At 59.8% G+C, this 15,588-nt stretch carries 15 protein-coding genes and 1 riboswitch; of the genes, 7 read left to right on the plus strand and 8 right to left on the minus strand.

Features of this window, described 5'->3' with window-relative positions; translation table 11 throughout:
• On the plus strand, positions 1-710 hold a 710-nt coding region (locus K728_RS0100805), incomplete at its 5' end, for an alpha/beta fold hydrolase (RefSeq protein ID WP_193353908.1).
• Positions 711-1,336: 626 nt separating this feature from the next.
• A complete protein-coding gene (locus K728_RS0100815) occupies positions 1,337-2,146 on the plus strand; it encodes a GAF and ANTAR domain-containing protein (RefSeq protein ID WP_237742061.1) in 810 nt (269 codons plus the stop codon).
• A gap of 64 nt (positions 2,147-2,210) precedes the next feature.
• Here the strand turns inward: K728_RS0100815 and K728_RS0100820 are convergent, their stop codons facing one another.
• Positions 2,211-3,056 (minus strand): universal stress protein, encoded by an 846-nt coding sequence (locus tag K728_RS0100820; RefSeq protein WP_024475544.1) that lies wholly within the window; start codon positions 3,054-3,056, stop codon positions 2,211-2,213.
• 282 nt (positions 3,057-3,338) lie between these two features.
• Here K728_RS0100820 and K728_RS0100825 point away from each other — a divergent pair, with 282 nt between their 5' ends.
• Positions 3,339-6,026, plus strand: a complete 2,688-nt coding sequence (locus K728_RS0100825; protein WP_024475545.1) for a cation-translocating P-type ATPase — start codon at positions 3,339-3,341, stop codon at positions 6,024-6,026.
• On the opposite strand, the gene K728_RS20335 is transcribed toward K728_RS0100825, so the two are convergent.
• Positions 5,962-6,372 carry a DUF1538 family protein gene (locus K728_RS20335; protein WP_084442776.1) on the minus strand — a complete coding sequence of 137 codons (411 nt, stop codon included), beginning with the start codon at positions 6,370-6,372 and terminating at the stop codon, positions 5,962-5,964. The two genes, K728_RS0100825 and K728_RS20335, sit on opposite strands and share 65 nt — an antisense overlap.
• Before the next feature lie 390 nt (positions 6,373-6,762).
• Here K728_RS20335 and K728_RS0100830 point away from each other — a divergent pair, with 390 nt between their 5' ends.
• The gene (locus tag K728_RS0100830) at positions 6,763-7,503 is read left to right on the plus strand and encodes a GntR family transcriptional regulator (RefSeq protein ID WP_024475546.1); all 741 of its coding nucleotides are present in this window, start codon (positions 6,763-6,765) and stop codon (positions 7,501-7,503) included.
• An 11-nt stretch (positions 7,504-7,514) separates the two neighbouring features.
• Here K728_RS0100830 and K728_RS0100835 read toward each other — a convergent pair whose 3' ends face one another.
• The 5 genes from K728_RS0100835 to K728_RS0100855 form a co-directional block, all read right to left on the minus strand.
• A complete protein-coding gene (locus tag K728_RS0100835) occupies positions 7,515-8,012 on the minus strand; it encodes a hypothetical protein (RefSeq protein WP_024475547.1) in 498 nt (165 codons plus the stop codon).
• Positions 8,009-8,887 (minus strand): cytochrome c biogenesis CcdA family protein, encoded by an 879-nt coding sequence (locus K728_RS0100840; RefSeq protein WP_024475548.1) that lies wholly within the window; start codon positions 8,885-8,887, stop codon positions 8,009-8,011. Before K728_RS0100840 ends, K728_RS0100835 begins: the two co-directional genes overlap by 4 nt.
• On the minus strand, positions 8,887-9,627 hold the full coding sequence (locus K728_RS0100845; protein ID WP_024475549.1) for a DsbA family protein: 741 nt from the start codon (positions 9,625-9,627) through the stop codon (positions 8,887-8,889). The genes K728_RS0100840 and K728_RS0100845 overlap by 1 nt, the downstream gene beginning before the upstream one ends.
• Before the next feature lie 161 nt (positions 9,628-9,788).
• Positions 9,789-10,688, minus strand: a complete 900-nt coding sequence (locus tag K728_RS19995; RefSeq protein ID WP_024475550.1) for a C40 family peptidase — start codon at positions 10,686-10,688, stop codon at positions 9,789-9,791.
• 2 nt (positions 10,689-10,690) lie between these two features.
• A riboswitch (cyclic di-AMP (ydaO/yuaA leader) is annotated at positions 10,691-10,868 on the minus strand.
• A gap of 142 nt (positions 10,869-11,010) precedes the next feature.
• Positions 11,011-11,739, minus strand: coding sequence for a VIT1/CCC1 transporter family protein (locus K728_RS0100855; protein ID WP_024475551.1), 729 nt, complete (start codon positions 11,737-11,739; stop codon positions 11,011-11,013).
• Between the two features lie 256 nt (positions 11,740-11,995).
• Here K728_RS0100855 and K728_RS0100860 point away from each other — a divergent pair, with 256 nt between their 5' ends.
• Together K728_RS0100860 and K728_RS0100865 are read left to right on the plus strand one after the other, a co-directional pair.
• On the plus strand, positions 11,996-12,427 hold the full coding sequence (locus K728_RS0100860) for a universal stress protein (protein ID WP_019482230.1): 432 nt from the start codon (positions 11,996-11,998) through the stop codon (positions 12,425-12,427).
• A gap of 172 nt (positions 12,428-12,599) precedes the next feature.
• Complete coding sequence (locus K728_RS0100865) at positions 12,600-13,625, plus strand: isopenicillin N synthase family dioxygenase (RefSeq protein ID WP_019482229.1); 1,026 nt, start codon at positions 12,600-12,602, stop codon at positions 13,623-13,625.
• A gap of 58 nt (positions 13,626-13,683) precedes the next feature.
• On the opposite strand, the gene K728_RS0100870 is transcribed toward K728_RS0100865, so the two are convergent.
• A complete protein-coding gene (locus tag K728_RS0100870) occupies positions 13,684-14,172 on the minus strand; it encodes an Lrp/AsnC family transcriptional regulator (protein WP_019482228.1) in 489 nt (162 codons plus the stop codon).
• Positions 14,173-14,672: 500 nt separating this feature from the next.
• Here K728_RS0100870 and K728_RS0100875 point away from each other — a divergent pair, with 500 nt between their 5' ends.
• On the plus strand, positions 14,673-15,539 hold the full coding sequence (locus K728_RS0100875) for a serine hydrolase (RefSeq protein ID WP_237742062.1): 867 nt from the start codon (positions 14,673-14,675) through the stop codon (positions 15,537-15,539).
• The last annotated feature ends 49 nt before the right edge of the window (positions 15,540-15,588 follow it).

The following is a 15,588-nucleotide window of genomic DNA, read 5'->3' on the forward strand; positions in this document are numbered from 1 at the left end:
GGGTATTCGTCTTCATTCACGGTATCGGCATGTCCCACCGCTATTTCAGGCGGCTTGCCGCAACTCTGGCCGTTCACGGCGATAGCTATCTCATTGATCTTCCCGGCTACGGCTGGACTCATCGACCAGCGGACAAGCTCACAAACCCAGACAGCGCGACGCTGATCGGCTCCCTTCTGGATGAAATCGGTGGAGGACCATACGTGGTGGTCGGCCACTCCATGGGAGTACAAAGCGCAACTGAGCTGGCCATTGAACGCCCAGATCTGGTGAGTACCCTGATTCTGATTGGGGCAGCGATAGACGTGAAACAGCGGACGGTGCTCCGGCAGGCGCCACGGCTGATGTTCAATTCGATGCTGGAAAAGCCATTGCTGAACGGTTCACAGTTCTTGGACGTCCTTCGGTGCGGGCCTCGTTGGTACGTTACAGAGCTCGCGGTAGCCATGGCCTACAAGCTTGAAGAACGCTTGCCCTTGGCGGAACAACCGGTATTGATCATGCGCGGCACCCGGGATCCAATAGCTGGCTTCCGCTGGTCCCGATCTCTGACGGACTCTGCCCAGAACGGCGAGCTCATCGAGATCAGCGGTAGCCCACATGCCGTGCACCACAGCAACCCCGCAGTTGTCGCGGCCCGAATGATTGACTTCCTTGGGCGGACCGAACCACACGTTCAACGCTGGCTGGTGAACCCCCACCGACGCTGATCAAGTCCCGCACATGAGCACTTCCGGTGTTCTGTGTAACGCCACGTCCGGGCAGACCCCCCATGCTCCGCCCGAACGTGGCGNGGGACTCGTCGAGAAATTGGCAAGTGGAGGTCCCCTGGGCATTCTGGCACCCAGGGGAAGGCTTCTTCTGGGTTGCTTGCGGCTAAAGAACATCGAGGCTGTGCTTCAGCGCGGGACAGGTAGGGAGATGAGCGGGCATCGTGATCCGGAGTTGGGGATCTGCCGCGACGGTCCCCGTAAGCGAGTAGGCCTCCAGCGAATGCAATGCTTCGGTGTCGATGTGCCGTGCGTGCGAGAGGTCAATCTGAACCGCGAGACTTCCTGATAAGCCTTGAGCGCGGATGATTAGGGGGAGAAGCGCCTTACAGCCTTGAGGCGTCAGACAACCGGTAATCTGAACGGTCGCGCTGGCATGATCGATATCCAGCTTGATAATGACTCGCAATTTATGTTCCACGCATGGCTCCACAAGTTGATCTTCTTGCGGCCAGCTACTGGACCTAAGGGACAGCGTAGACGCAAATACGCCAGGGCGGTAGCCCCGAGCGCTGCAAAGTGCGCAGAAGTAGCCCACGCGTCTCTCCACGAGTTGAGGTCCAATCGTGGTACTGACGGAGCTTCGGACGATCTGTGGACTGGATTCACATAACGCGGGATACTGGGATATGGCGGAAAGCAGTACCGCACCGAACAGACTCATTGGAGCTATCCCCAGCAATGTCGCTTTCGAAGACATGGCCGAGCAGATGAGTGAGTTCGCTCGTGTGCTGCAAGCCGAAGACGATGTGGAATCCCTCCTCGCGCATATGGTCAAGGCAGCCATCGACCTGGTGCCGGGCACCGATGATGCCTCGATCAGTCTGATAACGGGACGACGGGGCGTAGAGTCCCGCGCACCGTCGAGCGATCTCCCCCGACAGGTTGATGCTCTGCAGACCCGGGTCGGTCAGGGTCCTTGCCTTGATGCGGTATTCGAACACCGCACCGTCAGTGTTCCGGATATGGCTCACGAAGACCGCTGGCCTCGTTTTGCTGAGGGGGCGATGAACCTCGGTGCTGCGAGTATGCTCGCTTTTCAGCTTTACGTGGAAGGGGACAACCTTGGGGCGATGAACCTCTATAGCCGGCACACCAACGCATTCAATGCCGAATCGGAGGAAATTGGACTCTTGATTGCCGCTCACGCGTCGGTGGCTTTTGCGGAGAGCAAAAAAATGGATCAGATGCATGATGCTCTTGCCAGCCGGGACACGATCGGTCAGGCTAAGGGGATTTTGATGGAGCGGTACGGAATCACTGGGAATCAAGCATTCATTCTGCTTGTGCGTTCGAGCTCGAATACCAATACCAAACTTGCCACAATTGCTGAATACCTCACGGGTACTGGAGAACTTCCACGCCGCAGTCGATGAGCTGGGTGATCGGCGGGCTCGTAGGGAAGATTGGGGGATTCACCTGGGCCGAGAACAGGCTTCATCAGCGGACGATGATGGTTGTCCCCTGGGCATAATGCAAGACCGCGTGCACGGTGGACCCGAGGCGAACGGTGAGGGTGTTGCGTCCTTTGGCGCCGACAACAACGCAGGAGGCCTTTTGTGCATGTAGAACGATATTCCTCGGCACAGTGGGTCCGTCCAACGAGTCTTCCACGATGGTGACATCGACGTCATCGTCCAGCAGATCGAGAGCCTGCTGGACGACTGGATCGTTCTTTGATTCTGAAACCGGTGGTCGCGTGATGGCGTATCGGCTGTAGGGACGAATATGCAGTAGACGTAAGGAGGTGTGGCGCGCTTTCGCCATATCCGCGGCAAACAGAAGGGCCTTGTCGCTTTGGGGCGAGCCGTCAATGGCGACGAGGATGCCCCTTTTTGCCAGTCGTTCTTTTCGTACGACGGCAACGGGGCAGGAGGCACAGGATGCCAGGTGGAGACTGACTGATCCGATGAGCAAGCCTTTGAAACCGCCCAGTCCTCTGGACCCGGTGACAAGCAGAGAAGCGTCCGTGGAAGCTTTCGTGAGGACCTCGGAGGGGTGTCCAACAATCAGATGAGCGCTTGTGTTGACGTCTGGCTCGGCCTGTTTCGCGAGTTCCAACCCTTTGGCAGCAGTTCTTTCTGCTGCCCGCCGGGCATTGTCGGAGGCGTCGATGATCGAGCCAGGTCCGCCTGAATGAGACATTCCCATCCAGCAGTGCACGACGACGAGGGGCAGCCCTGTCGCAGCGGCGTGGTGCGCAGCCCACAAAACTGCCCGTTCTGATGTGTCAGATCCGTCGTAGCCGACGAGAATCGGGTGCTCAGGCGCCTCGTGGGTACTCACGCTGGCCCCCCACTGTGAGTTGGGCCAGTAGACTCCGGGCGAGGAATCATAGCTCTTTTCGCATGGGGTGGGATCAAAGTCGCGTTCACGATCAGTCCTTGACTGGTTGAGGGTCTCCTCCTTAGATCATGCCCTGGCTGAATTCGGGCAGGTAGAGCCTAAGGACCCCTTCTGGAAGGCCTTTACGGCACACAGGAGCTCCCGCTGTCCTGTTGCAGTCAGTTGCTGCACTCGGTCCGAAAGTCCCTTGTCGGATAGCCAGTGTCCGAGAAGACTGAGCCTATGCCAGCCCAGTTCGCGGCATCCGCGCCGAGCTCAGTGACGCCGCCCTCATGGCACGCGTTGAATCCTTCCGAGGTCTTCTCGGTTTTGTCAACGGGCCCGCAGGGGCTCAGCGGTTCCGAGGCTACCCGCCGACTGGCTGACCTGGGCCCGAATGAGCTGAGCTTCGCGAAGGTGAGCCCCTGGTGGCGGGTACTTTTTCGCCAGTTCATCAGCCCGCTGATTGGTATTCTGCTGGTGGCGGCTGTGGTGACCCTGGTTCAGCAGCACTGGGTGGACGCAGGCGCGATCGTCCTCATCCTGTGTATCAATGCGGCCCTGGGCTTTTTTCAGGAACGCAAGGCGGAGGAGGCCGTGCGTGCACTCCAATCGTTGGCCAGCCCGACGTGCCGGGTACTGCGGGACGGCTCAGAACAGGTAATCCCGGGGCGAGACGTCGTCCGCGGGGAAGTGGTGCTGCTGGAGAGCGGCGAACGGGTGTCGGCTGACCTGCGGCTTTTCGAAGCCAACGGACTGCAGGTGGATGAGTCGATGCTGACGGGGGAGTCGTTCGCCGCGTCCAAGCATACCGCTGCCTTGCCAGCAGACGTCAGCGACGCCGACAAAACGAACGTGGCATTTAGTGGCACATTTGTTGGGAATGGCAGAGGCAAAGGCGTCGTGATTGCGACCGGGGCCAGCACTGCCCTGGGAGAGATCAACGCCCTCGTCCAGGGCCCAACCGGGAAATCACCGCTACAGCTGCTCACCCACAGCCTGGAGCGTCGGATCGGCCTGATTGTCCTCGCCGCGATTGTCTTCATCTTCATCGCCGGGCTGGTGCTAGGCAACGACGTCTCTACGATGTTCCGCACCGCTGTCGGACTGGCGGTTGCCAGCATTCCCGAGTCACTGCCGATCGTCCTGACGGTGGCGCTGAGCCTTGGGGTGTCACGGATGGCCCGGCGGAACGCGATTGTGCGCACTCTGCCTGCCGTTGAGACGTTAGGGTCCACCAATGTCATTGGTTCGGACAAGACCGGGACGCTCACCGAGAACCGGCTGACCGTGGAGAGGATCTGGACGAGTGACGGGACCGTGGATGTTTCCGCTGGGGACGACGGCGGATCAACGGACTCGCCCCTGGTGCGTGCCGTCCTGCGCGCCGGTGCACTGACCAATGAGGCGACACTCTCCGCCGAAGACGATGACCTTGAATATTCAGGCGACGCGGTCGACGCGGCAATGGCCCTGACCGCCGTCGTCCGCGCCGCGATCAGTGAAGCGGAGCGCACAGCCGAACCGGCTGCCCATCAACCCTATGAACCTCACCTGCGCTATTCGCAGACCGTTCAGCAGGATGCCGCCGGGCGCCGGACACTGTACGTGAAGGGATCTCCGGAGGCAGTACTGGCTGGGGCAGTTGTTCTGGCGGTACCCGGCGGAACCGTTCCTCTCGACGAGGCGCAGGTCCACGCGGCCAACGAGGCGATGGGCAGGGACGGGCTGCGTGTCATTGCCACTGGGTCCAGAATCCTCGCCGATAGCGAGGAACTGCCTTCACCTCTGCCGCCGCCCTCCGGTCTGACGTTTCTGGGGATGGAAGGAATGACTGATCCTCCGCGGGCCGGAGTAGCCGACGCCATTGTGAAATGCAGACGGGCCGGGATCAAAGTCATGATGATCACCGGGGACCATCCCGTGACGGCGACGGCCATCGCCGGCCGGCTGGGCCTCTCGACGGACAAACCCGCACTCACTGGCGCGGAAATGGCGGACCTGGATGATCAGATGCTCGCCGCCCGGATACTACAGACGTCCGTTGCGGCACGGGTGTCCCCGGTGGAGAAGCTCCGGATCGTGCGCGCGCTGCAGGCCAACGGCAAGGTCGTCGCTGTCACCGGCGACGGCGTCAACGATGCCCCGGCTCTCAAGGCGGCTGCGATCGGCGTCGCGATGGGTAAGTCCGGAACCGACGTCGCCCGCGAATCCTCCGATGTCGTACTGACCGACGACAACTTCGTCACCATCGTGCACGCCGTAGAAGAGGGGCGGGTCACGTTCTCCGCGGTCCGGAAGACCACTTTCTTCCTGCTCTCCACTGGTACGGCCGCCCTGGTTGCCGTAACCTTGAGCGTTTTCGCCGAGGTGCCCCTGCTGTTCCTGCCGGTCCAGATGCTGTGGATGAACGTGGTGACCAATGGCGCCCAGGACATCGCCCTGACCTTCGAACCGGCTGAAGGTGATGAGCTCACCCGCCCGCCCCGCGAGCCGTCCGAGGGCATCCTTTCGCGCACCCTGTGGTTCCGGGCGGGGATCACCGGCTGCTGGATGGCGCTGGCCGTGACCCTGACTTTCATTGTGGCTCTCCACAACGGGTACACGGAAACCCATGCCCGGACCTTCGCGCTGACGATGTTCGTGGTGCTTACCTTCTTTCAGGTCCACAGTTCGCGGGCCGAAAACAAGTCCTTCTTCCAGCTCCGGCTGCTGGCGAACAAACCTCTGCTCTTCACCTCTCTGGCGGCCCAGACATTGCACTGGGCCGTGCAAACCTGGCCGGTCTCCGCGGACTTACTCGGGCTCACGCCGCTGCGTCCGTGGGAATGGCTCCTTTGCATCGGCATCGGCTCAACGGTGCTGATTATTGTGGAGGCGGAAAAGGGCGTCCGGCGCTGGGCGCACCGCCACGACACGCCACCGGCATGATTAGAACCCCGCCCCACGGCGAGGCGGCCCGCAACAATATCCGCCCGCCCCGCGACAGAGGCAAAAAACCTATAGCGAAACCAAACGGCAACAACAGGCTCAGCGCGCCGCGCCGGACAAACTGATTGGCCAAATTCTTGCCCACCGGAAAGATGCTCAGATCCAGCCCATACAGGAACAAGACAACCCCAACAGTGACGATGAATAACCCGGCCAACAAAACCCCGGGTTCATCAGCCACGGAACGGAAAACAAAAACCTGAAACACCACAACGACGACGACGATCGGCAGAAGATTCCTCAGGGCTTTGAGGAACTCACCTTTAAATCGGCTGAAGTGCTCCATCGGGTCTCTCCCGGCGACAGTCTTGCGTCCGCTTTGACCTTTCAGTCTGCCGGGCCTCCGAGACAACGTCCACCCCAAGGCAGAAGGAAGACCATAACTGACTCCCGGGTCGCGTAGCCGAAGTCAGTGAGCATGCCGTGTGTTCCTAGGGCTCGCGAGGCCAGGAACACGTGGTCGGTAGCTGGCTCCAGGTCGGCGTTACCTCCCGCACAGCGCTAAGGACGTGGCACGGGACCCAGCGAGACAATCGCTCACGGTTCCATTCCCAGGCCGCTCAAGCTGCGCTATTCGGCCAGTTGCTGGGGCGTAGCCTTGGTTCAGCTAGTAGATGGGATGAATGGGGATGCGGGTGTGGGGTTTGATTGAAGGGTTTCGGGAGGGATTACCGGCATGACGACAACTGATGGAACTAGAGCGGCAGGTCCGTTGTGGAAACGGGTGAGCGCCGATTTGTTGACCGAGCTCCAACGTGGCACGTTCGATGCCCGGTTCCCGGGCGAGCTTGAGTTGGCGCAACGATACGGGGTCAGCCGCGGAACGATCAGGGCAGCGTTGAGGCCCTTGCGGGATGCGGGGCACGTTAACGCGCATCCCGGGCGAATGTCGCGGGTCCAGGCGGGAGGAAATACAGCCTTCGGCCCGTTATACAGCCTGCTGGCGTCCGTGCGAGACTCTGGGATGGAACACCGAAGCGTTGTGCTTCAACAGGAAATCACACAGAGTCCTGCCACGGCGACCCTGCTTTCCTTGAAGCAGGACGCCGAATTCTTCCATCTCACTCGGGTGCGCTTTGCCGACGAGGAGCCAATTGCGCTGGACGAAGTGTGGATGCCTGCAGATATTACGGGAGGTTTAGTGGATTCAGATTTCACCAGGAACTCCTTGTATGGGGAGCTCGAAAAGCATTGCGGAATGGTCCTCAACGGCGGAACTGAGCAACTCTCGGCTGTCCTGGCCGCTCCGGAGCACTCGAGGCTTCTGCAATGTGCCGCCGGTTCGCCACTTCTACTGATCGAGCGAACTGGGTGTCATCGGGCGCAATACGTCGAGTTCCGACGAACCTATGTTGTGGGTGACCGGGTGGAGATTGCGACCAACTTCGGGTGTAAAGCGGATCCGCCGACGTCCTGAACAAACGGCCGTTATACCGACTTCGCTGGGACTGGGCAACGATCCTCGTACGCGGCGCGCCGGTAGAAGGCCCAGGAGAGTAGGCCGATAGCGAGAACCGCGAGGACGGGTTGAATGGGCTCGAAGTACTGCATCGCTCCCGAGGTTCCCAGAGCGAGCAAGACGATCTTGTTGCACACGGGGCAGCCGACGGCAAAAAAGGTCACGATCGCTCCCGCGATGCCCGAACGGGTGCGCGGAGATTCCTCGATCCGATCCTGAGCGACATAGGTACCGAGGACCAGGCCGCTTAGCACCGAGGAGATGATCAGTGCTGGCACCGACCACCAGGTGGGGGGAACTTCACGGCTGAATAATGGCGTGTCGATGAGATCGGTCGGAATGGCTACGAGCAGGAAGGTCGCCACCGCACCGAATAATACGGAGATCCACCGGCGTAAGGGCCATTGACGAAGAGCATTGAACAGACTGGGTCGCTGGGTCGTGGGGTTCTCGGTGCGGGGAGTCATGGAGCTTCCTTTGACACTTGATCCGAAGACGCTTCTGGTGATGCGGGGTCATTCGGGGGTGCTGATGACCTGTGGCTGCGCCGGCGTAAGTAGATGGCGCCGGTTGCGGTGAGGAGCATGAGAATTAACAGCATGACAGCTACGTCGGGGATTGAGTCCGCGAAGGTACGTACCGCGTTCTCGAGGGCGAACTGGTCAGTAACGGAAAGGATCCCACCCAGACTCGCTGTTCCGTCTGTGGCGATGAGGAAGATTCCGATGCCGATTGAAAGGGAGCCAGAGATCACCATAATCCAGGTGTTGGACCACCGTCCGATGGTTACAGGGCGGGGACGAAGCCACCGACGTCCGGAAACACCGAGGCGGTCCCACAGCGCAGCGAGGAAGAACAGCGGGACTGCCATTCCCAGTGCATAGATGGCGAGCAGAATTCCGCCGTAGACGGCGTTGCTGCCAGCTGCGGCGACGGTAAGAATTGACCCAAGGATGGGTCCGGTGCAGGCTCCTGCGACCCCGTACGCCAATCCGAGGACGAAGACGGAACCGCCGGAACCGACAGTCGCGGACCGGGTGCGGATGAATGCCGGTAGGCGGACACCGAGGATCTGAATGAGACCCAAAACGATCATGAGGGCGGCTGCGAGCCCGATGAGAATGTGTCTGTCAGTGGTGACGAGGGACCCCAGGGTGCCAGCGAAGACCCCCAGGGGTACGAGGGTGCACAACAATCCTGCGTAGAAGAGCATGGTCCGGCCGACCAGTTGCCGTTTTGTGCTGAAGGCATACGCGAAGAATGCTGGCAGCAACAATGCTGAGCACGGACTGAGGAGGGTGAGGAGACCACCGAGGAACGCCCCGCTGTACCCGATTAGCATTACTGGGGACTGGTTTCTGCCAGCACAGTCTCAATGGCTTGTTCAAATACTTCTACCGGTTGGGCGCCCGAGATGGGGATGTCGTTCACCAGAAACAAGGGTGTTCCGGTAGCTCCCAGGGCTGCGGCTTCCTCAGCGTCGGTTTGAACAGCCTGATTGAGCTCCTCCGAGTCCAGATCCGCTGTGAAGGCCGTGATGTCGGCTACCCCAACTTCTTCTGCGATGCGGATCAGCTCCTCGCGCGGGAGGCTGATGTGTCCGCGGTCGGGGGCCGCAGCGAAGACGGCTTTATTGAACTCCCAGAACCTATCCTGTTCCCCTGCTGCCCGGCCGGCAACTGCAGCATCAAGAGACTCAGTTCCGAAAACAGGTAAATCTCGCCACTCAATCCTTAGTTCTCCGCTAGCAACATACTGCTCGACCAACGCCGGCAATGTCTCGCGAGAGAAAACCCCGCAGAACGGGCATCTGTAATCGGCGTATTCGACCAGAACAACGGGGGCGTCGACCTCACCCATTGCTAACGGGTCGTCGGCGATGCGCCGGGATAAATCAAACTTTTCTTCCTCCCGGCCGCCGGATTCCTCTGCGACGTCTGTTCCTGATCCATCAGAAGCGGGTGAGGAGGCTCGCTGGGAAGCGATCAAGCCAATAATCAGGATGAGCGCGGCGACAAGCAGGGCAGCGATGAGGGTGGCCGATCGAACACCCGCGGTTCGTTGATCAGATTCTTGTGGCATTCATTACTCCTGGCGTCGTGCGCCCCATGGGAAGGCACAAGGGGAGGGAAAAGGGGGATTCACCCGGACACCAGATCCCTGTTTGTCGGATCTGGTGTCCGGGCGCGTCCGAGAAACACCGCTGTCAGCGAGGTCTGAGACCCGCCAGCGGCGTTGGATAACTAGATGTTGACCCGGTAATAGACAGGACCGGAACCCACATTGACGGATTCCTCAACGGTCTGGTTACCGTTCCAGCCGCTGTGGATGGCTCGTCCGTCGCCGAGGTAGACGGCGTTGTGTGAAAAGCCCATCCCGCCGTCGGCGTAGTAGACGAAGTCGCCGGGCTGGGGATCTGATACCGGAGTAGCGAAGGCCATCAAGGACTCAGGGGACTCGTCTCCCACCCCCATCACCCCGGCGGCTCGCAATGCCCCTTCGCCCAGGACGGTGCAGTCCTGAATAGCGCCCAACTGCGTGTTGGCGAAGGCAAGAATACGGCTGTTGGCAGTACCGCTCTGGGGAGCGTCCGAGGAATCCCAGATATTTCCTGACTCGCTGCTCACCCGGTTACTCAGGGGACTGATCGATGCACTTTGTGTACTCACGCTAAAGTCGGAAACCGCTGATGACGAGGCTGCGGAGCCAGAGGCAACCGGTGCAGCAGTCACGGCATTCGACTCCTCGGACAGCACGATGGTGTTTCCCGGGTAGATGATTGACGTGACGGTGAGCTGGTTTAGGCTCAGCAGCTTGTGCAACGCCACACCTGTCTGAACGCTGATAGCGCCCAGCGAATCACCTGACTTCACGGTGTACGCAGTGCCTTGATTGGTGGGGCTCGCCTCCACTTCGACTGTTGAAGCAGCCGATGAGAACGGTGAAACGGTGTGATCCTGCGCCGGGTGGGCGATCGCCGAAGCGTGGGCGGGGCTTGCTCCCGCCGCAAGCATTCCGGAAGCAACCACAAGCGCGGCGATCTTGGGTCCCCCCTGAGGCAGGACGGCTTGCCTGCTGAGGAGAAGAATCGAACGGCTTTTCGTATCGGCGCGATGTCGGGCGCGCACAGTATTTGATGACATGGATAATCTCTCCCTATACCTACGAGGTGAGCTGTCGGATTCGGATGGGAGACACCCGGCCGCACGAGCACAAACGCCCGCCCGGCTTCACCCCAAGGGTTCCTAAAGAACCCACCTATGGTTTCCCCGCCCCAGCCTTCCTATTTAAAGGACCAAGGCCTTTGGCTGGGTTCGGTAAAAGGCCTCGATAAGCCCCACCTTCAGTGGGGCACTGTATTAAACCTACTCGGAAAAACTAAATGTACAAACATTTACACTAACGGCGCCTCCCTGGTTGGCAACCTCAATGAAGAGAGAGCGATTCCCAGGCATCAGTGGAGCGTCAGACCACTCCCGTGGTGCCCAGGAGTGACCCGATCAGGAAGGTGGCTGCCAATGCCAGCGCGCCGCCAAGAACGATCCTTACGGTTGGGCGCGTCGCCGGGTTGCCGCCAATCCGTGCGCTTCCGTAGCCGGTTACGGCGAGGGCAATCAGGACTGCGACGAAGGTCGCGAGGACACGAGTTTCCTCTGGAAACAGAAGAATCGTCAGCAGGGGGAGGATCGCGCCAAGGGTGAAGGCCAGCGCAGATGCGGCCGCAGCGGCTAGCGGGCTCGCCACGGCGTCCTCGCGCAATCCGAGTTCAGCTTCGAGATGGGCCCCCAGGGCATCGTGTTTGGTGAGTTCCACTGCCACCTGATGGGCTGTGTCCCGGCTAAGCCCCTTCGATTCGTAGATTCCGGCCAGCTCCGCAAGTTCCGCTTCAGGCTCGGTTTCAAGCTCAAGGCGTTCCTTGGCGATGAGGGCCTGCTGGCTGTCTTTCTGACTACTCACGGACACATACTCTCCGAGGGCCATGGATATCGCACCGCCGACAAGACCGGCAATGCCAGCGGCAAGAATCACGGGGGTTGCCGTTGTCGCTCCCGCAACTCCGACGACGAGGGCAGCGACCGAGACGATTCCATCATTGGCTCCAAGCACACCCGCTCGAAGCCAATTGAGCCTGCCATGGATGGTGTTGTCATGGGGTTCGTCACTATGCGTGCCTGGTACGGGAGAACTAGTCATGCCCGTAATCTAGGCCTCCACGAGCCAGTACACCAGTAAGGATCGACTCTCCTGTCGGGATTCCGATTCGGGTGACCTCGACGGAATTCGCTGTGATCCACTGCGGCGCTGAAAGGGGCTTGCAATAGTCACCGCGCCGGATGTTTTGTTCCGGGCGTCGGCGAAGAGGCATGGGATTCTTTGACCGAGTAAGGTAAGCGAACCAAGTAGGCACCACATACCGCAATTGCGGTTCGAAGTTCGAGGAGGAAACGTCATGACCGGAAGTGTGATTGTTGGTGTGGATGGAAGCGAGACCGCATACAAGGCAGCCTCGCGCGCCGCGACTCTTGCCGAAGGCCTCGATGCAGAACTTGTGGTGGTCAGCGCGCATATTACGGGTAACACGGAAGTTGTCCATATCGGCAACGACACTTGGATACTGGATGATGCTGAGCAGGCTCTCAAGTTGGCCGAGCAGGTTGCAGTGAAACTGCGCGAACAACACCCTTCCGTGAAGGTGCGCCCCGCTGCGGGGCGGGGCAAGCCGCAGGATGTCCTCATCGAGGAAGCCGAGCGTGTCGGTGCCCAATTGCTGGTGGTAGGTAACGTGGGAATGAAGGGGCTTCGACGGGTTCTGGGAAGCGTTGCGTGGAGTGTCGTACATAACGCACCCTGTGACGTGCTCGTCGTGAAGACCGCCTCCTGATTTCACTGCAGCTCCCAAGCTGCGGCCTGGGCTGAAACGAGGACTGCGCACGGCCACAAAGTCAGATCGACATACTTCGCAACGGGATCGTTCGTCTCTTCGGCTTGAGTCGTAACATTGAAGCGGATACGGACTTCGGTTTCCGAAACGCGTTGTAAAGGACTATAAGAACTTGTCACTCGAATCACTGCCCGTCCTGGATTACTCTCAGCTGAACGCAGGGCCCGAGGAGGCATCGGACTTCCGGGACGATCTGCGCAATGCGATGCACGAGGTCGGATTCCTGTACCTGGCAGGCCATGGCATCCCGCAGGAGCTCACTGACGCCATGCTCGCTACCTCCAGACGCTTCTTCGACTTGTCGGAGGAGCAAAAACTGGAGCTGGAGAACGTTCATAGCCCCCAGTTTCGTGGCTACACCAGGATGGGCGCCGAATTGACTGATCGGGCGGTGGACTGGCGAGAGCAGATCGACATTGGCGTCGAGCGTAACGCTGTGGAACCGGCGGCAGGGGTCGCTGACTACTGGCGGTTGGAAGGCCCCAATTTGTGGCCGGCTGAATTGCCCGAGATGCGGAAGATCGTCTCTGAGTGGACACAGCGACTGAGTGCCATCTCCCTCGACCTTTTACGGGCGCTTGCTGTGTCTCTCGGTGCACCGGAGGACAGTTTCGATGAAGCCTTTGGTTCAAGCGCCTTCCCGATGCTGAAAATCGTGCGTTACCCGGGGGAGTCCGGCAACGAGCCGAAACAAGGCGTCGGGTCGCACCGCGACGGCGGAGTGCTCACACTGCTCCTGGTGGAACCGGGAAAGGGCGGACTCCAGGTCGAATACCAAGGAGAGTGGATCGACGTACCTCAGGTCCCTGGAACGTTCGTGGTCAACATCGGTGAAATGCTCGAATTGGCGACAAACGGCTACCTCAAAGCGACACTGCACCGTGTCATCTCACCTGGTACCGGAACCGACAGGATTTCCCTGCCCTTCTTCTACAATCCGGCGCTGGATGCCACCATGCCCGCACTGCGCATGAGCCCGCAGTTTCACGCCAAGGCCCAGGGGCTGTCGGTGGACCCGACCAACAGCCCAATCCTTGAAACCTATGGGGATAATGCTCTGCGCTATCGGTTGCGGGCCCACCCAAACGTTGCCGCGCTTCACCACGCCGACCTCCTGCAGCAGCAAGGGCAGCAATAGGGAACGTAGACAGTCACCAGGCATGAAGCGCAGCGGAACCGCTGTACCGATCCGTTGGTTAGCCACCCAGCGTCGCAAGCAGCGGACTCATCCGGTAGGGGATGGGCTGGCGAAGAAACATGCTGGTTCTGGTTCGCAGGATTCCGGGGCAGAGGCGAATCTCTTCTGACACTCGGTAGAGGTCGTCCGGGTCGCGAGCGACAACCCGGCAGAGAAGGTCCGTTTCTCCTGCGGGTGCAAGACATTCGACAATTTCTGGAATGGCGCGGAGCCCTTCAACGGCAACATCGATCCTGTGCTGGTCAAGCTCTGCGGCTACATGCGCTGATATGAACAGGCCGAGGGCCTCTGGCACGATGCGCACGCTGTTATCCCGCAGGGCACCTTGTGACTCGTAGCGCTCCAGGCGCGCCTGGACCGTGCCGCGGGCCAACCCTGTGCGGTGCGCGATGGCCAGCACGGTCATTCGAGGGTCAGCGTCGAGTGCTTCGAGGACAGCGCGATCAATAGCATCCCTGATCGGACGTTGATCTTTGTTGATGGCCATGGTTCTCCTCAATAGGCGCGGTCAGGATGACCAAGGTTGACATCCGGATAACTAAAAGTCTAGTCAGATTGACTACCAAATACGCCGACTGTTGCACACAGGTATGACGATGTTGCTCAATGGAAGACAGAAAGGTCAGGAATGGAGATCCCCTTCCCAGGCTTTGCAAGCAGCTAGTGAGTACACCCCTCCAAGGTTGCGAAGTGTCGCTCCCATAAGGAGCGCACTCGGTCCGTCGCCCCACCCCTGCTGCGGACTCCATTGAGCTGGATTGCGGCCGACGACACCGCTGGAAGGGTTCATATCTACGGTTGACCCGCACACTGGTTCTTGTCCCTGCGGTGGTCTGTGGGACGCTCGTAACAGGCGAGACACTGAATGCAAGGTGTTGCCGGAGGTCAAAAAGACGCCAAATATCGGTTTGTTGAGATGCCGGCGCGTCGTACCGGCCATGACAAGATCGAACCACCTGGGAGGTCACCACGAAGAAGTTTGCGTTCTTGCCTGCACTTGTATTGTTGGTGGCCGGTGCTGGCTGCGCTCCGGCGACAGGGAAGCCGACGGACATGGCTCCCGAAGAAACCTCGACGGCTATACCCTCTGCCGCCGATATGCTCCCGACGGATGCTGAACGTTCAGCGGAGCGTCCGTCGGCCCCCGTAGCGGAAGCACCCGAGTCACTTGATGAAGACATCACAGCGATCCTTGACGCCGCAGGTGACTACCGCGTCGGGGTCGCGATAGCCGACACTTCCGGCGATAATGCACGACTTTTCGGGGAAGAGTCAGCGTTCTTTGCTGCCAGCACGGCAAAGATCATTACGGCTGCAGCCTTCTACCATTCAGTCGAAGACGGCGAAGCCAGTCTCGATGAAAACCTGGGCAAAGAAGACGCGGGCTTCCAGATCCAGGACATGGTCAACAACAGTGACAACAATGCCTGGTTGCTCCTGATGCAGTCGGTCGGTTATCCGGAACTGACTGACTATGCCGAGTCCCTTGGTGTTGCCTATGATCCCGAGGAAAATCTGCTTACCACCGCGGATATGGCGCGGGTGCTGACAATGCTTCATGAGGGAGAACTGCTGAACCGGGAGAATACAGCTCAGTTGCTGGGCTACATGCAGGAAACGAACAATGAAGAACTAATCCCTGCAGGAGCCAGTCCGGAGGTCACCGTGCATCATAAGTACGGACTGATAGGTTCAGATCTTCACGATGCTGCACTCCTGACCCATGGCGATTCCACTGTAGCCCTGGTGATCTATACCAAGAACACCGGTGACGGTAGTGAAGCCGATCAGATCCAGCTAATTCGTTCCCTGACCCGCGCGGCTGAGGATGCGCTCTTCGCTGCTGACTTATGAGTGCCTGTGATTCCAGAGGCGAAGGCAGCGGGACTCGCAACGCCTGAGG

This window comes from Arthrobacter sp. CAL618, assembly GCF_000468215.1.
Taxonomy (GTDB): Bacteria; Actinomycetota; Actinomycetes; order Actinomycetales; family Micrococcaceae; genus Arthrobacter_D.